This window comes from Polaribacter vadi (assembly GCF_001761365.1).
GTDB lineage: Bacteria > Bacteroidota > Bacteroidia > Flavobacteriales > Flavobacteriaceae > Polaribacter > Polaribacter vadi.
Window position 1 is genome coordinate 187,153 of record NZ_CP017477.1, and the last position, 18,264, is coordinate 205,416.

General features: G+C 29.0%; 21 protein-coding genes. 9 read left to right on the top strand and 12 right to left on the bottom strand.

Annotated elements, in window-relative coordinates:
- Window positions 1-14 precede the first annotated feature (14 nt).
- From LPB03_RS00775 to LPB03_RS00810, 8 genes are all read right to left on the bottom strand, one after another.
- The gene (locus LPB03_RS00775) at window positions 15-584 is read right to left on the bottom strand and encodes a type 1 periplasmic binding fold superfamily protein (protein ID WP_065318372.1); all 570 of its coding nucleotides are present in this window, start codon (window positions 582-584) and stop codon (window positions 15-17) included.
- A gap of 10 nt (window positions 585-594) precedes the next feature.
- Window positions 595-2,997, bottom strand: coding sequence for a TonB-dependent receptor (locus LPB03_RS00780; protein WP_065318371.1), 2,403 nt, complete (start codon window positions 2,995-2,997; stop codon window positions 595-597).
- Between the two features lie 38 nt (window positions 2,998-3,035).
- Window positions 3,036-3,317, bottom strand: coding sequence for a hypothetical protein (locus tag LPB03_RS00785; RefSeq protein WP_139058929.1), 282 nt, complete (start codon window positions 3,315-3,317; stop codon window positions 3,036-3,038).
- A 34-nt stretch (window positions 3,318-3,351) separates the two neighbouring features.
- Entirely contained in the window at window positions 3,352-4,122 is a 771-nt protein-coding gene (locus LPB03_RS00790; protein WP_065318369.1) for a TerC family protein, read from the bottom strand.
- Between the two features lies 1 nt (window position 4,123).
- Window positions 4,124-4,519 (bottom strand): hypothetical protein, encoded by a 396-nt coding sequence (locus tag LPB03_RS00795; RefSeq protein WP_065318368.1) that lies wholly within the window; start codon window positions 4,517-4,519, stop codon window positions 4,124-4,126.
- A 9-nt stretch (window positions 4,520-4,528) separates the two neighbouring features.
- Window positions 4,529-5,611: a YcjF family protein gene (locus tag LPB03_RS00800; RefSeq protein WP_065318367.1), complete on the bottom strand. Its 1,083-nt coding sequence runs from the start codon at window positions 5,609-5,611 to the stop codon at window positions 4,529-4,531.
- A 15-nt stretch (window positions 5,612-5,626) separates the two neighbouring features.
- Window positions 5,627-6,970, bottom strand: a complete 1,344-nt coding sequence (purB, locus tag LPB03_RS00805; RefSeq protein WP_065318366.1) for an adenylosuccinate lyase — start codon at window positions 6,968-6,970, stop codon at window positions 5,627-5,629.
- A gap of 450 nt (window positions 6,971-7,420) precedes the next feature.
- Window positions 7,421-7,963: a HEAT-like fold family protein gene (locus LPB03_RS00810; RefSeq protein WP_065318365.1), complete on the bottom strand. Its 543-nt coding sequence runs from the start codon at window positions 7,961-7,963 to the stop codon at window positions 7,421-7,423.
- A 132-nt stretch (window positions 7,964-8,095) separates the two neighbouring features.
- On the opposite strand from LPB03_RS00810, the gene LPB03_RS00815 reads away from it, so the two are divergent.
- The 7 genes from LPB03_RS00815 (at window position 8,096) to LPB03_RS00845 (ending at window position 13,014) form a co-directional block, all read left to right on the top strand.
- Window positions 8,096-8,749: a toxin-antitoxin system YwqK family antitoxin gene (locus LPB03_RS00815; protein WP_231953123.1), complete on the top strand. Its 654-nt coding sequence runs from the start codon at window positions 8,096-8,098 to the stop codon at window positions 8,747-8,749.
- 230 nt (window positions 8,750-8,979) lie between these two features.
- Window positions 8,980-10,167 (top strand): tRNA 2-thiouridine(34) synthase MnmA, encoded by a 1,188-nt coding sequence (gene mnmA, locus LPB03_RS00820; RefSeq protein WP_065318363.1) that lies wholly within the window; start codon window positions 8,980-8,982, stop codon window positions 10,165-10,167.
- Between the two features lie 12 nt (window positions 10,168-10,179).
- Entirely contained in the window at window positions 10,180-10,974 is a 795-nt protein-coding gene (locus LPB03_RS00825) for a toxin-antitoxin system YwqK family antitoxin (protein WP_065318362.1), read from the top strand.
- A 39-nt stretch (window positions 10,975-11,013) separates the two neighbouring features.
- Window positions 11,014-11,955 (top strand): NAD(P)H-dependent flavin oxidoreductase, encoded by a 942-nt coding sequence (locus tag LPB03_RS00830; RefSeq protein ID WP_065318361.1) that lies wholly within the window; start codon window positions 11,014-11,016, stop codon window positions 11,953-11,955.
- A gap of 117 nt (window positions 11,956-12,072) precedes the next feature.
- The gene (locus tag LPB03_RS00835) at window positions 12,073-12,264 is read left to right on the top strand and encodes a cold-shock protein (protein WP_065318360.1); all 192 of its coding nucleotides are present in this window, start codon (window positions 12,073-12,075) and stop codon (window positions 12,262-12,264) included.
- A gap of 270 nt (window positions 12,265-12,534) precedes the next feature.
- Complete coding sequence (locus LPB03_RS00840; protein WP_065318359.1) at window positions 12,535-12,726, top strand: cold-shock protein; 192 nt, start codon at window positions 12,535-12,537, stop codon at window positions 12,724-12,726.
- Between the two features lie 87 nt (window positions 12,727-12,813).
- Window positions 12,814-13,014, top strand: coding sequence for a YwbE family protein (locus LPB03_RS00845; protein WP_317039000.1), 201 nt, complete (start codon window positions 12,814-12,816; stop codon window positions 13,012-13,014).
- Between the two features lie 5 nt (window positions 13,015-13,019).
- Here LPB03_RS00845 and LPB03_RS00850 read toward each other — a convergent pair whose 3' ends face one another.
- The 3 genes from LPB03_RS00850 to mtaB all read right to left on the bottom strand — a co-directional run bounded on the left by LPB03_RS00850 (window position 13,020) and on the right by mtaB (window position 16,042).
- On the bottom strand, window positions 13,020-13,928 hold the full coding sequence (locus LPB03_RS00850; protein ID WP_065318358.1) for a lytic transglycosylase domain-containing protein: 909 nt from the start codon (window positions 13,926-13,928) through the stop codon (window positions 13,020-13,022).
- Between the two features lie 45 nt (window positions 13,929-13,973).
- On the bottom strand, window positions 13,974-14,609 hold the full coding sequence (locus LPB03_RS00855) for an alpha/beta hydrolase (protein ID WP_317038999.1): 636 nt from the start codon (window positions 14,607-14,609) through the stop codon (window positions 13,974-13,976).
- Between the two features lie 98 nt (window positions 14,610-14,707).
- Complete coding sequence (mtaB, locus tag LPB03_RS00860) at window positions 14,708-16,042, bottom strand: tRNA (N(6)-L-threonylcarbamoyladenosine(37)-C(2))-methylthiotransferase MtaB (protein ID WP_065318356.1); 1,335 nt, start codon at window positions 16,040-16,042, stop codon at window positions 14,708-14,710.
- A 127-nt stretch (window positions 16,043-16,169) separates the two neighbouring features.
- Here mtaB and LPB03_RS00865 point away from each other — a divergent pair, with 127 nt between their 5' ends.
- Together LPB03_RS00865 and LPB03_RS00870 are read left to right on the top strand one after the other, a co-directional pair.
- Entirely contained in the window at window positions 16,170-16,667 is a 498-nt protein-coding gene (locus tag LPB03_RS00865; protein WP_065318355.1) for a GNAT family N-acetyltransferase, read from the top strand.
- Window positions 16,664-16,993 carry an antibiotic biosynthesis monooxygenase family protein gene (locus LPB03_RS00870; RefSeq protein ID WP_065318354.1) on the top strand — a complete coding sequence of 110 codons (330 nt, stop codon included), beginning with the start codon at window positions 16,664-16,666 and terminating at the stop codon, window positions 16,991-16,993. The genes LPB03_RS00865 and LPB03_RS00870 overlap by 4 nt, the downstream gene beginning before the upstream one ends.
- A 119-nt stretch (window positions 16,994-17,112) precedes the next feature.
- Here LPB03_RS00870 and LPB03_RS00875 read toward each other — a convergent pair whose 3' ends face one another.
- On the bottom strand, window positions 17,113-18,255 hold the full coding sequence (locus LPB03_RS00875; protein ID WP_065318353.1) for a geranylgeranyl reductase family protein: 1,143 nt from the start codon (window positions 18,253-18,255) through the stop codon (window positions 17,113-17,115).
- Between the last annotated feature and the right edge of the window lie 9 nt (window positions 18,256-18,264).

Genomic DNA, 18,264 nt, shown 5'->3' on the forward strand with positions numbered 1-18,264 from the left:
TAAATGTTTCTTTATTATTGAACAGAAATATCAAAAGTTACTTCTGCATCTGTGCTTCCTCCTGCATTTGCAGAGGTTCCATCATTTGGTTTTGTAGGTTCGTGCTTTAAAACAATTGTCAATGTTCCAGTTCCTGCATTTCCAGTACTAACAGAAGTTTCAATTCCAATCGGATTTCCATTTACATCTGTATCTGTTTTTTCAATAGTTAAATCAGCAATGCTAGATGCAAAGAAAAATTCATGTTCATCTCCTTCTGCTTTTACTTCTAAAGTAATATTTTCTGCAGGAGACTCAGTTGCATTTTCTAACTTAAGAACTCCAGTATACGTTGTGTTTGCAGTTAAAGAACCAGAAACTTCATAGGTTGCATCATCTAAACTACCACCAGTTAAATCTGTAAATATTAGGTTTACTACATTATTACCACTTGTTAAAGTGTATGTTACTGTTGTAATTAATTCTTCTTCAGTACCATGTTCAAGCTCATCATCATGATCATTTGAACAGCTAGAAAGTGTAAAGGTTGATATACATAAAATAGCAACTAATTTGATTGTATTTGTTATGTTTAATGTTTTCATAATTTGTGGTTTAATAATTTATTTTAATTTTTAAATTGAAATTTCTCCCTAATTCATCAGCAAAATATCGTAGTCTATTTAAGTTTTCTCTGTAAGAAACATTAAACAAATTATCTACATTAAATTCTAATTTTAAGCTTCCTTTTTTAAAAGCTTTAAAAACTGCAGATGTTTGAATATTAAATAATGAATATGCAGGAGGTGTTGAGCTAATGTCTACAAAAACATCTTGTTGTTGTATGGCATTAAATGTGTTAAAATTATAATCTGGAAATTGATTTTGTTGTAAAACTGTTCTGTTTTGTAAACGAACCGTTAATTGATTTAATTCTTTCTTTGTATAAGAAATTGAATTTGTAAAACTTGTTGATGGCATGTGAATTAACGCAATATCATCAGACAAATTATCGCCTTTTAATAAACTTATATTTCCTTTATAATTAAATCTTTCACTAATTTTTTTGTTTACATCAATATCAATTCCAAAAATTCTTGCATCTATTTGGTTGTGTTCCCAAACAGGAAATGCGCCTCTAATAGTTGTGGTAATTCCAACAGGAATCAACTGAATAAAACCATCAATATATTTGTAATATGGACTAATTACAAAGCCAAAGTCGTCATTATTTCTTTCTAAAGAAACAATAAAATTATTAGCGATTTCTTTGTTGATTGTAAGTAAACCAGTTTCTATTCGAGCAGCAGAATGATGCAAACCATCACTAAATAATTCTGATGGATTTGGCATTCTAGAAGCTAAACCGTAATTGATAAATAACGAAATGTCATTTTCAAAAGATTTGCTAAAACCTAAACTAGCAGAAAAGTTATGAAACGTAAATTCTGGTTTCGTAAAAATTCTGGTTCCATTGATAACACCTGTTTCAAATTCAGGAAACAATTCATCATAATTATAAGTTTCTTGCCAATCGTTTAGGTTGTAGTTTTTTCTAGCATCAATTCTAGAAAAATCATATCTAAAACCTGCATTAAATTCGGTATCAAAATTTAATTTATAATTAGCTGTTGCAAAAGCACCAGCTTCATATTTATCAAAATCAGGAATTAAAGGATTGGTTCCTGTTCCTGCAATTGCATCATTTTGTTGATAACGAACTAAAATACCTGTATTTAGTTTTAGTTCATCAGAATAATCTATTTCTAAATCAGTCTGAAGTGAGTTTGTAAATAATCTTAAGTCGATTACAGGTGTATTTCTTAAATCTCCTCTTCTTAAATCAAACTCTTGTCGTCTATTAATTTGTAAATCATATTGAACCGATAATTTTCCAAAACCTTTAATCCTTTTATACGCTTCAATTTTAGCTAAATGATGCGTAATTGCTTGTTTTGGGAAATTTATATCGTAAGAAAAATCTTCAGTTACTCTTGGTTTTTTATTATTGATTGCGTTTACCAAATCATTAACATTCCCAATATGAGAAGATTGTAAAATGGCAAATTCATTATCAACAAAACTATAATAAGCACTAAAGCCTTTTTCGTAACCATTGTAACCAATTCGAAAAGAAGTATTTATGCTTTTTAAACCACTGTTGGTCAAATAATAATCAGGAGTTTTAAAATCGCCAAACTGTTTGTAGTTGGCTTGTAATTTTGCATACAAACCAGATTTGTAGGTTTTTACGATTTCCGAATTTATATTTCCACCAAAACCATTAGAGTTAAAAGAAGAAATTGTGCTTCCAAAAAGTGAATCTTTAACAGCATACTTTTTTAGTTCAATTAAAATTAAACCACCAATGGCATCACTTCCATATTTTAAAGTATTTGCACCTTTTACAACAGTAATTTTTTCACTAGCATTAATGTCGATATTTGGTGCATGTTCATCTCCCCATTCTTGGTCAAACATTCTTACATTATTATTAATCAATAATAATCTGCTACTGTGCAAACCATGAATCATTGGTTTTACAATAGAATTACCAGTGTTTAAAGAAGATACACCACTTAAAGTACTCAAAGCATCTCCTAAAGACTTGTCAGTGAAATTGTCTATTGCAGCTTTTTTCAAAGATTGCTCAACACTTGTAATTTTAGTTTTAGTGTTGGTTTTAACAATAACTTCATTCAATTCATTTAAATGATGTTCTAAAGTAATATCTTTAAAAGTGTCTTCAGTAATACTGATGCTAATCCTTTTCGTATCGCAAGCAACATGTTTTATAATGATGGTGTATTTTCCTGCACAAATATTGTTGAATTCAAACAAGCCATCAAAATCTGTGGTAGCATATTTGTTTGAATTTTCAATTTGTAAGGAAGCACCAATAATTATAGAACTATCGTGAAAATCAGTAACTTTTCCTTTAAAAGAAAGATTGCATTTCTGTGCTGATGTAGTTGTATATAAACAACATACAAAAACACAATAATAAAATAGTTTCATTATTTTTTGTTTTCAATAATTAAATTAATAGACCTAATTTAAATACTTTGAGGTGGCCCTCTTAATGAAAACGATAATTGAGTATGATTTTTTAAATAATTATAAGCAATACTATTATTTTTAGTGATAATAGTATTTATTAAAATTTCGAAGTTATTTTCCGCTAAAAAAGAGGTGCTTTGTTTCAATAAATGAAGCTCACAATCTACATCTTTTTCGTGAATATGTTTTACAGTTTTAGAATTACATACAGCATGTTCATGATTCATTAAATCATGTAAAGAGTTGATTGCTAATGGTAATAAAAAGATTAGCAACAATAAAAAGCCTATATGTTTTTTAACTGTTTTGATGTTATTCTTTCTTTTTTCTTAATTTTAAATTTAGCATTTCCACACCTAATGAAAAAGCGATCGCAAAGTACAAATATCCTTTTGGAATTGCGCCTACAGTTTTGTTAAAAAATTCAGTATGCGATAAATGTGCACCTTCTGTAATTAGCATAAAACCAATCAAAATTAAAAATGATAAAGCCAACATTTGTATGGTTGGGTTTCTATTCACAAATTTGTTAATTGGTTGACTAAAAATCATCATAATAATGATAGAAATGATCACAGCAATTACCATAATTGTTAAAGCACCATCAACACCATTTGTCATACCAACAGCTGTTAAAATACTATCAAAAGAGAAAACAATATCAATTAAAATAATTTGAATGATAACGTTTTTAAAAGAGATTATTTTTGGAGTTTTAATCACTTTATCTTCATTTGTATCTTCCATTTTTTCTCGAATTTCGCTAGTACTTTTATATAAAAGAAAAATTCCACCTAAAAATAATATAATGCTTTGCCCAGTTAAACCCGTTTTAAACCAACCTAAATCAACCGAAAAAAATGGATCTTTTAAGGCGATTAAATAAGAAACACTAAATAAAAGTGCAATTCTTGTAACCATTGCCAAAGCCAACCCTAATATTGTAGCTTTTTTAACTTGATTTTCTGGTAACTTATTTGCAGAAATTGATATGAAAATAATATTATCAATCCCTAAAACAATTTCTAAAAAAGTTAAGGTGATTAATGAAACCCAAGTTTCTGCTTGTAAAAAAATTTCCATATTATTTTACTTTATAAATTGTTCCTTTTTTTGAAAATTTAGAAAAACCGATTTTTACTGTAAAATCGTAAGAGTCTTCTCTAATTTTATTTATTTGAATATACATTCGGTCTTTTTGTAAATCGTTTTTAGGATTGATATACTTTAATGTATAGAAAAAATTATTTTTCCATTCAATTGAAAGCGTATCAATATGATCACCATATTTACTAATCTGAATACTATCTTTTCTAATGATGGTTTCTTTTACAAAATCTTTACCAGCAGGAATTTCAAAAACACCTATTTTAAACTTATCTGAATTGTCTTCAACTCCTGAATTACAAGCTGTAAAACCAAAAAATAGCATAAAGATGATCGACAAAAAACTGATTGCACTTTTAATATTTCGACTCATTAGATATAGTTATTTTTTTGAAAATTTAAATCTATTTTTAAACTCAGTTAAAATATCGGTTTCATTTACTTCAGATATTTCCTTGTCTTTTAAAACATAACTTAGTGTAGAAATATAGGCTTCACCAAAAGCAATTGTTAAAGCAGAAGCTGTAGATGCAGCAATTGCACCACCAGCAATACTACCAACTCCTGGAAATAATTTTAGTAAATTCGATACAATTGTTCTTCCTAAAAGTGTAGCTCCACCAGCTGTAATTGTAGACGAAACTAAGGTCGATAAAAATGCTTTTTTCAATTCGAAACCAAAAACAGCTGTAATACTTGCTAACATTCCTACTTGAATTGGTATTAATGCAATAGCATCAGAAAAGGGAATAGGAGCAGCCCCAGTTCCAGCAGCAGTGGTTGCAGCAGCTACAACAATGGCATGGCTTTTATTTTTTTTTTGCTTTAAACTAACTTTTTGAGCAGCAACAAAAGCGTGTTTTTGAGCTTCAGGCACAATTTCCATGGCTAAATCTACCAAATCTTCCAAACCAGAAGCTTGAATTACATGTCCATCATCTAAAACTTCCGAAATTGAATTTACACGAACTGCATTTTTAAGATTTGGTAAAAGCTCTAAAACCTTTACTCTAAAACCTTGATCTGAAACTGCTTTTGTAATCACACCAATTACAGGCATGTATTTAGAAAGTAATCTACAAAGCTCAATTTCTGCATCTTCCACACGTCTGGAACCTTCATCAATACAAATCCAAGCCATATGAATATGTTTCATTGGATTCGAATCGTTATTCCTGTTTTTTACAAACGTTTCTAATTCTTCAAAAGTTTCCCTGTATTTTTCTAACTCTAAACCTCTTGTGTCAAATAAAGTTAACGGAATTCCGTCTTTTTTAATTTCACGCGTTTTTTGAGTTACAGGTTTTCCTTGGCCAGTTGTTGCAAAATCTCCTTGAAAAACAGCATTTATTAAAGTCGATTTTCCAACGCCAGTTTTCCCAGCAATTAGCACATTAACTTCGCCTCTGTCTTTAATAGCTTTGTTAATTGCGTCTTCAATAATTTTCCCAAGGTCTTTTGCCATGTGCTTTTTATAGATTTAAATTCCTGTATAATTACTTGGTGTAATTGCTTTTAATTCTTCTTTTATTTCTGATGAAACTTCTAAAGTATCAATAAAATCTGCAATTGATTTTTGGTTGATTTTAGCATTCGTTCTCGTTAATCCTTTTAATGCTTCATAAGGATTTGGATACGCTTCTCTTCTTAAAATTGTTTGAATTGCTTCTGCAACAACAGCCCAATTATTTTCTAAATCGTCCTCAAATTTTTGTTTATTCAACAATAACTTATTCAATCCTTTTAAGGTTGATGTGAAACCAATAATGGTGTGTCCAAAAGGAACTCCAACATTTCTTAAAACTGTACTATCTGTTAAATCACGTTGTAATCTAGAGATTGGTAATTTTGCTGATAAATGCTCAAAAATGGCATTTGCAATTCCTAAATTTCCTTCCGAATTTTCAAAATCAATCGGATTTACTTTATGTGGCATTGCAGAACTACCAACTTCACCAGCTTTAATTTTTTGCTTAAAATAATCCATAGAAACGTAGGTCCAGAAATCTCTGTCTAAATCTATAATGATGGTGTTAATACGTTTTAAAGTATCAAACAACGCAGCTAAATGATCATAATGTTCAATTTGTGTGGTTGGAAAAGAATGTTGTAAACCTAATTTTTCTTGTACAAATTCAGTTCCAAATGCTTTCCAATCTATATTTTTATAAGCAACTTTATGTGCATTAAAATTACCAGTTGCTCCACCAAATTTGGCAGCACTTGGTATATCATTCAATAAATTAAACTGTTCTTTTAAACGTACTACAAAAACATCAATTTCTTTTCCTAATCTTGTTGGAGATGCTGGCTGACCATGAGTTCTTGCTAACATAGAAATGTCTTTCCACTCAACAACTAGTTCTTGTAATTTTTCTATAACTTCAAAATAATGAGGTACAAAAACATCATTCATAGCTTCCTTTATTGATAAAGGAATTGCAGTATTATTAATATCTTGAGAAGTCAATCCAAAATGGATAAATTCTTTAAATTTTTGTAAACCTAACGCATCAAATTGTTCTTTGATAAAATACTCAACCGCTTTTACATCGTGATTGGTTATTTTTTCAATATCTTTTATTTTCTGAGCATCTTCAGTAGAAAATTCAGTATAAATTTTACGTAAATCTTCAAATAAATTGGTGTTAAAATTAGCCAATTGTGGCAATGGAATTTCACAAAGTGCAATAAAATACTCAATTTCTACACGAACTCTATATTTTATCAAAGCTTCTTCAGAAAAGTAGTTTGCTAGTTTCGATATTTTACCTCTATAACGTCCATCAATTGGAGAAATCGCATTTAATTGTGTCAAGTTCATGTTAGTTCTGTTGTTAAATGCAAAAATAAGGATTTCAACAGATTTGTTATGTTTTTTTAGAGACTAATTTCATGAATTTCACAAAAATAATTTCAAAAAAATTAAAAGTTCAAATGCCATGAATTCACGAATTTTTTCTTTTTAGTTTGGAGGTGTTTTCTATATTTAAAAATCCAAAAGGATTTAAAATTAGTGAAATTCTCTTTTCGATGATGTTTTTTTTAATTCGTGAATTCGTGGCAAAAAAAACAGAAATTTTAATTAAAATCTAGAATCTAAGAAACTTTACAATCGATTTTTTTTTAAACACGAATTTCACAAAATCAAACCTTATGCAAAGAGTGACACAGATTTTACGGATTTTCATGAATTAGATTGTATAAAACTCATCTGTGCAAATCTGTTTAATCCGTCTCAAAATATTATTCGAGAAATTAGTGAAATTCGTGTCTACTTTCTACGTTTTGCAATCAATCCTAAAATATGTTTTCCACGAGCTTTACAACCTTTACTTTCATGAATAATTTTCGTTTCAATTAAGTGTTTTAACTCAGGATGAATCCAATTTCTATCCAATCCAAAAAGGTATAAAGTATTCATGGTATACGCTCTAACTGCAATTTTTTGAGGAGTAATTAGCCAATCAAAACCACAGGAAACAATTTTATCAATTTGAGTATTTGTTAAATTTTGTTTAATCTCATTTTCTTTGGACGTATAAAAAGCATTTGCAAAATGTTCGCAAATTTTTGCACAAGGTCTAATAGCGCTATCAAATTTTAAGGTAGAAATGTTGTTTGAAAACTCATCTAAATGAGGAATCATCCATTTTAAATGATGGTGTGTACAAATCCACTCTAAAATCCAAGCTGCTTTGATAGATGTTTTATCATCAACCTTAAAAGTAAGAGTAACCAAATCTTTAAATAAATTTTGATTTTCCAATACAATATTTGCCACTCTTTGTCGGTTCTCCCTTTTGGGGTTTTCCATATTATTGAGTTGTTCTGTTAAGAAATGTAAATTTGATTGTGGCACTATTAATGTATATTTGTTTAAAATTCTATTGAAATGTTAAATATAAAAAGACTCTTTTTCGTTTTTACCTTTTTTACTTGTTTTTTTATGAGTGAAACTACAAATGCTCAAAAAATAAATCAATTTGATGCAAATAACAAAAGAACAGGAGTTTGGACAAAATATCATCCTAATAAAAGAATACGTTATACAGGAGAGTTTTTAAACGGAAAAGAAATTGGTGTTTTTAAGTTTTACGATATTTCAGATTCTAGAAACCCCACAACAATCAAAACCTATTCACCTAAAAATAATTTAGTTTTAGTAGAGTTTTTTTCCACAAAAGGAATCTTGCAAAGCAAAGGTTTTATGGAAGATAGGAAACGAGTAGGGAAGTGGAATTATTTTTTTCCTGATGGAAAAATAATGTCAGAAGAAATGTATGTTGATGGAAAGTTAGAAGGAAAGTTATTTAATTATTATCCGAATGGAAAACCCGCAGAAATTTCTGACTATAAAAATGGATTGAAAAATGGCAAATCTCAAAAATATTCTAGCAAAGGAATTTTAATTGAAGTAGTTACGTATAAAAACGGACAACCAAATGGAGTTGCTAAATTCTTTGAACTTACAGGACTTTTAAAAGAAACTGGTGTTTACGAAAACGGAAAACGAGTAGGAAAATGGGAATATTATATTGATGGTGAAGTTGCTTCTGATGCAGAAATGAATAAGAAAAAAACATATACAAAAGAGAATTAAAATTTAAAGTCTAAAACTCAATATAATTTTTTTAGAACAAAGATCTCTGTGAATCTCCGCTTTTTTCTTTGCGCATCTCTGTGTAATATTTAGGATGCATTCTTAAAATAATAGTAATCCTTACCTTTTTTTTTACATTTCATTTTTCACAAACATCTGCAAAATCTGTGTAATTCGTTTCTACAACTTTCCACACAATTTTCGTAACTTTGCACTCTCAAAAATAAAAAATGAAACGAGTAGTTGTTGGGCTTTCAGGTGGAGTAGATTCTAGTGTTACAGCGCATTTATTAAAAGAACAAGGTTTTGAAGTTATTGGGCTTTTTATGAAAAATTGGCACGATGATTCTGTTACAATTTCCAATGAATGTCCTTGGTTAGAGGATTCTAATGATGCCATGATTGTTGCCGAAAAATTAGGGATTCCTTTTCAAGTTGTAGATTTAAGCGAACAATACAAAGAACGTATTGTAGATTATATGTTTGATGAATATTCCAAAGGAAGAACACCAAATCCTGATGTACTTTGCAACCGAGAAATTAAGTTTGATGTTTTTATGGACATCGCTTTAAAATTAGGGGCAGATTATGTTGCAACAGGACATTATTGTAGAAAAGGCGAAGAAATTATCAACGGAAAGCCCGTTTATAAATTATTAGCTGGTAAAGATAATAATAAAGATCAATCGTATTTTTTATGTCAACTTTCTCAACAACAACTTGCAAAAGCATTATTCCCAATTGGTGAATTAACAAAACCAGAAGTAAGAGAAATTGCTAAGGAAGCCGATTTAATTACAGCTGAAAAGAAAGATTCGCAAGGTTTGTGTTTTATTGGTAAAGTAAGGTTGCCAGAATTTTTGCAACAAAAATTACAACCAAAAGAAGGTGTTATTGTAAACATTCCATCAGATTTTTCTGAATATGTAAAAGAAACTCCAGATTTTGAAAATAAGGAGGCTGAATTAAAACATTTTGCAACCAAATTTTCTTATCATAAAGAAGATGGGAAAGTAGTTGGAAAACATCAAGGAGCACATTATTTTACAAAAGGACAACGTAAAGGTTTAGATGTTGGTGGTACAAAAGAAGCATTATATGTTATTGAAACTGATGTAACTGAAAATGTAATTTATACTGGAGAAGGCAAAAATCATACAGGTTTATACAGAAATGTGTTGTTTGTTTCAAATGATGAAATCCATTGGATTCGTGAAGACTTAACCTTAAAAGTTGGAGAAACAATGGAGGTTGAAGCAAGAATTAGATACAGACAAGTTTTGGAAAAAGCCATTTTATATAAAGTAGAAAGTGGTTTGTATGTGGAATTCGAAAACAAACAATCTGCCATTCAAGAAGGGCAATTTGTGGCTTGGTATAAAAATGAAGAGCTTTTAGGTTCTGGAGTGATATCTTAAATTAAAATAAATATGAAAAAGAGTTTTTTAATAATTTTTAGTTTTTTTATTTCTATTTCTTCTTTTTCGCAGAAAGATTCAATTGTAAATTACTTAGATAAGAGCTATCATAAAATAGCTAAAGAGCGAGCTACTTACATTCAGACTATCGTTAAGAAAGATACTTTATGGTTAGCTACTGTTTATTTTGGAAATGGTAAAATGAAACTTCAGGGTCATTTTAAAAACAAAAATTTAAAAACAAAAACAGGGCTTTTTAAAACTTTTAATGACAAAGGAAATTTAAAAACTACTCAAGTATATAATTCCGAAGGAAAAAAAGATGGTACATATAATTACTATAGTAATAATGGTAAAGTTATGACTGTCGGAACTTTTCAAAACGGAAAAGAAGTTGGTGAATGGATATATTTAGATGAAAATTTAACGAGAAGAGCTCAAATTATTTTTAAAGATGGAAAAGTTTTAAACCATAATTTATGGGATGATCAAGGTTCTGAAATAAAAGAAGAATTGGTTTTATTGAAAGTGCCAGAATATAATGAGGGTTCTAGAAAACTAAGGATTAAGCTCAAAAATGAATTGATTAGAGATTTAAGGAAAAAAGGTTTAAAGACAAATTTTTTACTGAAATGTGAGATAGGTAAAGAAGGAAATGTTCAAAATATTTCAATAACACCAAAGTTAGATTCAAAATACGAAGAGCAAATAATCAATTATTTTGCGAACTTGAAAGGAATTGAACCAGGAATAATAGCAAATATGAAAGTAGATTACCCTTGGGAAATACCATTCATAATTAACTAATTTTAGATAAGAACCAATCTCAATTAGAACTTGTAAAATATGACAAACACAATCACCAAACTTTTCAATATAAAATATCCAATTGTTCAAGGAGGAATGATTTGGGTTTCTGGATGGAAATTAGCATCAGCAGTTTCTAATGCAGGTGGTTTAGGTTTAATTGGAGCAGGTTCTATGTATCCTGAAGTTTTACGAGAACATATTCAGAAATGTAAAAAAACTACAGACAAACCTTTTGGTGTAAATGTGCCAATGCTATATCCTCAAATTGAGGAAATTATGAATATTATTGTTGATGAAGGTGTAAAGATTGTTTTTACATCTGCTGGGAATCCAAAAACCTGGACATCATTCTTAAAAGAAAAAGGAATTACAGTTGTGCATGTTGTGAGTTCTGTAAAATTCGCTTTAAAGGCTGAAAGTGCTGGAGTAGATGCTGTTGTTTGTGAAGGTTTTGAAGCTGGAGGACATAATGGACGTGAAGAAACTACAACTTTTACATTAATTCCTATGGTGAAAGAACAGGTGAAAATTCCTGTAATTGCAGCTGGTGGAATTGGTTCTGGGAGAGGAATGTTAGCAGCTATGGTTTTAGGAGCAGATGGTGTTCAAATAGGAAGCAGGTTTGCTGCTACTTTAGAATCTTCTGCACACATTAATTTTAAAAATATAATTGTTGATGTTAAGGATGGAGATACCCACTTAACATTAAAAGAATTAGCGCCAGTAAGATTGATAAAAAATAAATTTTATAAAGAAATACAGGAATTGTACTTGCAAAATCCATCCAAAGAAAAATTAATTGAGTTGTTAGGCAGAGCAAGAGCAAAAAAAGGGATGTTTGAAGGCGATTTAGATAATGGAGAACTTGAAATTGGGCAAATTGCAGGTTTAATTCATGATATAAAACCAGCAAAAGAGGTTTTAGAAGCTATTATAAAAGAATTTAACAGCGTTAATTCTTTGATTATTAGTCTTTAATAAAGTTTTTAGGATTATATAGATATTTTAGGTGTTTATAGTTTAATTGGCACTATATTTGCAATTCAATACAATGTTATCAGCAATTAAGTAGATAACACATTTAACTATTATATTATGAGTAAAGGTACCGTAAAATTTTTCAACGAATCTAAAGGATTTGGATTTATTACTGAAGAAGGAAACAACAAAGAACATTTTGTACATGTGTCTGGATTAATTGACGAAGTTCGTGAAAACGACGAAGTTGAATTCGACTTACAAGATGGAAGAAAAGGATTAAACGCAGTAAACGTAAGAGTATTATAATATATATATATTTTATTACACTAGTTAAATTTTTATCTAAAAGCCTCGCAATTTGCGAGGCTTTTTTTATGCTCATTATTTAAAGTTTGATAATATAAGGTGAAGCAGACATATATAAAATTTACTTCTTAAAGTCAAAAATTTTTAAATTTAGATGTAAATTTTAAAATAAAACTATTATTTTTTTTGTTCATCAATTATTGGCATTATATTTGTATTTTAATAAAACGTTGTTAGGACTTAATTTAACAACACAATAATTTTTTTATAATGAATAAAGGTACCGTAAAATTTTTCAATGAATCTAAAGGATTTGGATTTATCACTGAAGAAGGAACAAACAAAGAGCATTTTGTACATGTGTCAGGATTAATCGATGAAATTCGTGAAAACGATGAAGTTGAATTTGACTTACAAGATGGAAGAAAAGGATTAAACGCAGTAAATGTAAGAGTATTATAATATATATTTTATTACACTAGTTAATTTTTTATCTAAAAGCCTCGCAATTTGCGAGGCTTTTTTTTATTTTTATAAAAAATTTAAGTTATGATTATTGACGGAAGAAAAAGACAAAACATTAAAATTGGTATGTTCGTAGAAATTATTCAAAAGCCACATCAAAGAAGTGGCGAATTAACAAAAGGTGCTGTTGCTAAAATATTAACAAAATCGATACAACATCCTTATGGAATAAAAGTGCAATTAGAATCTGGTTTGGTTGGCAGAGTTAAAAATATTATAAATTAAAAAACCTATTTTACAGGAATTTTAATTTCGTACATTTTTCTACTTTTATTATTTAAATGATCTTCTCTTAGCCAAGGATTATGAATTTTAAACTCTTTATAATTCATACCATATCTTTTGGCAAAAGCAGTAATGTTTGTAATTGCAGTATCAACTTTAATCGTTGTTGTTTTATGAGAAGTATATAAATCTTCTTTATTAAAAACAAAACCATATTTTTCTGGATTGTTAATAATTTCTTTTAAAGCTAAAATTCTAAAAACATAACGCTCAGTTTCATCTGGTAATTTAGCATCATAATAATTGTTAACCTCTTGTGCTTCTAATCTTCTAGAAACTCCATAATTACCAGCATTATATGCAGCAGCAGCCAAAGTCCAAGAATTAAAACGCTCATAAGAACTTCTTAAATATTCAGCAGCCACTTTTGTAGACTTCTCAATATCATATCTTTCATCAACATTATCATTAATTTCTAAGCCATATTCTTTACCTGTACCTTTCATAAAATGCCACATTCCAGCTGCACCAACATTAGAGGTTTCATCAGTAAAACCACTCTCTGCCAACGCTAAAAACTTAAAATCGTCTGGTAAACCATGTTTTTTTAATAAAGGTTCTAAAATAGGAAAGTACTTATTAGCTCTTTTTAAAAGTAATAAACCATTCGATTGCCAATAGGTGTTAACCAACAATTCTCTTTCCATTCTTTCTTTAACATCTGGTATTTCTACAGGAACTCTTTCACCTGCCAAATTTAAATTTGCAGGCAAAGTCAAAGATTTTATTTTGTAGTTTTTATGTGTATTAGAAGTAGGCTCAACTTTTACTTCATCTTTATTAATAGCATTTATAAATAAAATGGTAACTGAAACAACACTTAATAGCGATATAATTCGAAATGATTTATTCATGATAGTTTATTTTAGCAATAATAAAAGTAAGAATAAGAAGTAGCTTTAGCAAGTTAAATTTTCGTGAATTATTTTTGATATTTCTTTAGCTTTCAGAATAATCATAGAATGATTTCCATCTTCAATTCTAATGCAATTTTTAATACTTTTAATAGGGAAAATTTCATCTTTTGCACCATGAATATGCACAATACCTTCCATAGGTTTTTCTTGTCTCCAATTGATAGCATTATGAATAGACCATTTTATATAGGTTTTTCCTCTCACAGAAAGATATTTCTTATAAATTTTAGCTTTCTTTTCTAATGATTTTCCAACAAAATATTTTGCATAACTTTCAAAATTCGTCACAATTTGCGTCGGAAATAATTTATAGATTTTACTTTTACTTGCTATTTTAAATCTTTTTGGAAGTTCTCCAGTAGATTTTACGCTAGATATGATGATGATTTTTTTAACATCCATAAACTTACTCATCTCTTGCACAATAATTCCACCAAAAGAAACGCCAATTAAAATAGGATTTTCATGATGAACTTCTTCTGTCATTCTCATGGCATAATTAGCAATAGTTTCTTCTAAAGCCAAAGGTTTTTTCCAAGTTAAATAATGAAACTCGTAAATTTCTGGATCTAAAGTTAAATTGTGAAAAATTTCTGGGCCAGCAGCTAATCCTGGCATAAAATATATGGGAGTTTTGGACATGTATTAAATGTAGTTTTTTTGCAATAATTTATTCTTAAAATTATTACATATTTTTATACAAAATTGATGCCAAATTATATGGCTATAGCGTCTTTTACAAAATCGAATCTAACCAAACCATCTTCATCAATTTCTGTTAATGAAATTTTGTGTAAAGTGTTTACCAATTCAGGATTCCAAGGAGTTTTTACTTTTACGTAATTTTCTGTAAACCCATTTATATATCCTTCTTTATTCTCGTTTTCGAACAGAACTGTTAATGTGTTGCCTAACTGACTTTCATAAAAAGAGCGTCTTTTCTTTGCAGATAAACCACGCAACATTTTACTACGTTTTGCACGTGTTTTTTTAGGAATAATTCCTCCTAAATTAACGGCTTCTGTGTTTGGTCTTTCAGAATAGGTAAAAACGTGTAAATAAGAAATATCTAACGCATTTAAATAATTATACGTTTCTAAAAATAACTCATCTGTTTCACCAGGAAAACCAACAATAATATCTACACCAATGCAAGCATTTGGCATCAATTCTTTAATTCTAGAAACTCTGTTTGTGTAAGTTTTACGTAAATATCTACGTTTCATTTTCTTTAGCAACTCATCACTTCCAGATTGTAAAGGAATATGAAAATGAGGTACAAAAGTTTCAGACTCAGAAACAAATTCAATTGTTTCATCTTTTAGTAAATTTGGTTCTATAGATGAGATTCGCAAACGATGAATATCATTAACAGTGTCTAATTTTTTTACTAAATCTAAAAAAGTATGTTCGTGCTTTTTATTGCCAAATTCGCCTTTTCCATAATCGCCAATGTTTACACCTGTTAAAACAATTTCTTTAATTCCTTTTGATGCTATTTCTTTCGCATTTTCAATCACGTTTTCTAAAGTATCACTTCTAGAAATTCCGCGAGCTAAAGGAATTGTACAATAGGTACATTTATAGTCACAACCATCTTGTACTTTTAAAAAAGCACGAGTTCTGTCGCCAATTGAATAGGAACCAACATAAAAATCGGCATCACTAATTTCACAAGAATGTACTTCACCAACGTTATTTTTAGTTAAATCGTTAATGTAAGAAGTAACATTAAATTTTTCAGTAGCTCCTAAAACCAAGTCTACACCATCAACAGCTGCTAATTCTTCTGGTTTTAATTGTGCATAACAACCTACAGCTATTAAAAAAGCTTCGTCGTTTTTCTTTAACGCATTTTTTACAATAGCTTTAAAACGTTTATCAGCGTTATCTGTAACAGAACAGGTATTTATCACGTAAATATCTGCTTCTTCAGTAAAATCAACACGTTCAAAACCTTCATTTACAAAATTACGAGCTATTGTAGAGGTTTCAGAAAAGTTTAATTTGCAACCTAATGTATAAAAAGCTACTTTTTTATCTGCAATCATTCTTGTACTTTTACTCGATAATCGAGGTTTTATAATTCTATTAGTAAGTTGTAGTTTTTAAATTTTTAATAAAAACTTTAGTCTTACTCAAATAATATTTTGCTTCTGCAAATTTACAACATTATTCATGATTTTTGTGACGGAAAGAACACTTATTAGAAAACTGACTTTAGAGGATTTAGAACCTTTTCATCAACTAGAAAGTAATTCGAATGTTTTGAAATACGCAACTGGGGAAGTTAAAAATCTTGAAGAAAATAGAACAGAATTGTTAGATTTAATGAGTCGATATCAATTACATTACAACGATTTTTGGATTTATGCTATTGAAAGAAAATCTGATAAACAATTTATTGGCACTTTAGCCTTGGTAAAAGATGGAATTGATGATAAAATTGGATATCGTTTTTTAGAAAAATATTGGAGAAATGGATATGGTTTTGAAGTTTGTGAAGGAACAATAAACTATTGCAAAAAATTAAAATTTAAAAAATTAGTTGGCTATGTTGTTGATGAAAATAAAGCCTCAGCAAAGATTTTAGAAAAATTAAATTTTAAAATTGTTAAGAAGTTTATAAGTGAAGATTTAAAATTACCAGAAACAAAATACGAATTAATATTATGATTGTAGATCATTTAAAAACACCATATTATGCTGTTATTTTTACATCGATAATGACTGATAATTTAGAAAATTATTCAGAAACGGCTCAGAAAATGGAAGCTTTAGCAAAACTTCAAAAAGGTTTTTTGGGAATAGAATCTGCAAGAAGTGAGCTAGGAATTACAGTTTCTTATTGGCAAACTTTAGACGATATTTCTCGTTGGAAAAATAATATTGAACACACAGAAGTTAGAAATTTAGGTAGAGAAAAATGGTACCAACAATATCAATTAAGAATATGTAAAGTAGAGCGTGAATATGGATTTGAAAAGAAGAAACAATTTTAATAAAATATTTCTTATCAGACCTATAAATCTGTAGTTCACAGCTTTTTTTACAAACCTTGTGAGATTTATGAATTCTATTATAATTTTGAAATACAGGTAAAAGATTTTAAATCACTATTTTAAAAAATTTTCTCTTTAATTTTATTTTTTAATTTTTCTGAAACATTTGTAGGGAAAGGTCTGTCTCCATGTAAAATATCAACCATAATATTATTAAAATATTGTCCATATTTATTTAAAAGATAGTTCCTAACAGGATTTTTATTGTACAAAAATTTTGATAAAAGAACACCCGATTTTAACTCTGGTAACAACTTAATATTTAGTTTTTCCAAATAGATTTTCTCTGCTAAATCTTTGTTTAAATTACTTTCAATAAAAGCTTCAGCAACATATTTCCCGCTTAAAATTGCGTTGGAAATTCCTTCTGAAGTAATAGGTTCTGCAAAACCAGCAGCATCCCCAATTAAAAACACATTGTTTTTTACAAAACCATCTGTTCTTGGTGCAATTGGTATTTGAAAACCATGTGCATCTTCTTTTATAATTTCATTAATTTCTAAAGTTGCAAGGTATTTTTTATAATATTCTTTTAGGTTGATTTTGCCTTTTTTAGTGGTTAAAACACCTAATGATAAATGATTTTTCTTCGGAAAACACCAAGCATATCCATAAGGAACAGCATCAATATCAAAACGAACAGATTTAGAAAGTCGCTCAAAATCTTTTCCAGATACTTCTACTTCGTACTCTAAAGCTGGAATTAATTTTCGAGTATCTTCTTTCCAACCCGCCATTTTTGCAGTCGGACTTAAAACACCATCTGCAGCGATTACAAAATCCGCAGAAATTTCTCCTTGAGATGTTTTTAAGATTGATTTTTCATCAGCATATTCAAGACTTAATAATTTATGATTTTCTAATAAAGTAACACCAAACTCTTTTGCTTTTTCAACAATTAAATTGTCGAAAGCATCTCTCATAATCATGGTAATGATCGGCTCTTTTTTGTTGGAATGATAACACGTATCGTGATTATTAAAATACGTATCTACTTTATAAAATTCACGTTCAACTACTTCAGAAATATCAAAAGGCATGTCTTTTTTACCTCTATTTACAAAGCCTCCACCACAAGTTTTATATCTTGGTAACGTTTCTTTTTCTATGATAACAGTAGAAATTCCTTGTTTCCCTAAGTAAAATGCAGTAGATGCTCCTGAAGGACCACTACCAATAATTGCAACAGAAAAATGTTTCATAAATTTTTT

What these genes read in the sequence shown, in the direction of transcription:
- LPB03_RS00775 (WP_065318372.1), bottom strand. Translation starts at nt 584, where the DNA reads ATGAAAACATTAAACATAACAAATACAATCAAATTAGTTGCTATTTTA.
- LPB03_RS00780 (WP_065318371.1), bottom strand. Translation starts at nt 2,997, where the DNA reads ATGAAACTATTTTATTATTGTGTTTTTGTATGTTGTTTATATACAACT.
- LPB03_RS00790 (WP_065318369.1), bottom strand. Translation starts at nt 4,122, where the DNA reads ATGGAAATTTTTTTACAAGCAGAAACTTGGGTTTCATTAATCACCTTA.
- LPB03_RS00795 (WP_065318368.1), bottom strand. Translation starts at nt 4,519, where the DNA reads ATGAGTCGAAATATTAAAAGTGCAATCAGTTTTTTGTCGATCATCTTT.
- LPB03_RS00800 (WP_065318367.1), bottom strand. Translation starts at nt 5,611, where the DNA reads ATGGCAAAAGACCTTGGGAAAATTATTGAAGACGCAATTAACAAAGCT.
- purB (WP_065318366.1), bottom strand. Translation starts at nt 6,970, where the DNA reads ATGAACTTGACACAATTAAATGCGATTTCTCCAATTGATGGACGTTAT.
- LPB03_RS00810 (WP_065318365.1), bottom strand. Translation starts at nt 7,963, where the DNA reads ATGGAAAACCCCAAAAGGGAGAACCGACAAAGAGTGGCAAATATTGTA.
- LPB03_RS00815 (WP_231953123.1), top strand. Translation starts at nt 8,096, where the DNA reads ATGAGTGAAACTACAAATGCTCAAAAAATAAATCAATTTGATGCAAAT.
- mnmA (WP_065318363.1), top strand. Translation starts at nt 8,980, where the DNA reads ATGAAACGAGTAGTTGTTGGGCTTTCAGGTGGAGTAGATTCTAGTGTT.
- LPB03_RS00825 (WP_065318362.1), top strand. Translation starts at nt 10,180, where the DNA reads ATGAAAAAGAGTTTTTTAATAATTTTTAGTTTTTTTATTTCTATTTCT.
- LPB03_RS00830 (WP_065318361.1), top strand. Translation starts at nt 11,014, where the DNA reads ATGACAAACACAATCACCAAACTTTTCAATATAAAATATCCAATTGTT.
- LPB03_RS00835 (WP_065318360.1), top strand. Translation starts at nt 12,073, where the DNA reads ATGAGTAAAGGTACCGTAAAATTTTTCAACGAATCTAAAGGATTTGGA.
- LPB03_RS00840 (WP_065318359.1), top strand. Translation starts at nt 12,535, where the DNA reads ATGAATAAAGGTACCGTAAAATTTTTCAATGAATCTAAAGGATTTGGA.
- LPB03_RS00845 (WP_317039000.1), top strand. Translation starts at nt 12,814, where the DNA reads ATGATTATTGACGGAAGAAAAAGACAAAACATTAAAATTGGTATGTTC.
- LPB03_RS00850 (WP_065318358.1), bottom strand. Translation starts at nt 13,928, where the DNA reads ATGAATAAATCATTTCGAATTATATCGCTATTAAGTGTTGTTTCAGTT.
- LPB03_RS00855 (WP_317038999.1), bottom strand. Translation starts at nt 14,609, where the DNA reads ATGCCAGGATTAGCTGCTGGCCCAGAAATTTTTCACAATTTAACTTTA.
- mtaB (WP_065318356.1), bottom strand. Translation starts at nt 16,042, where the DNA reads ATGATTGCAGATAAAAAAGTAGCTTTTTATACATTAGGTTGCAAATTA.
- LPB03_RS00865 (WP_065318355.1), top strand. Translation starts at nt 16,170, where the DNA reads ATGATTTTTGTGACGGAAAGAACACTTATTAGAAAACTGACTTTAGAG.
- LPB03_RS00870 (WP_065318354.1), top strand. Translation starts at nt 16,664, where the DNA reads ATGATTGTAGATCATTTAAAAACACCATATTATGCTGTTATTTTTACA.
- LPB03_RS00875 (WP_065318353.1), bottom strand. Translation starts at nt 18,255, where the DNA reads ATGAAACATTTTTCTGTTGCAATTATTGGTAGTGGTCCTTCAGGAGCA.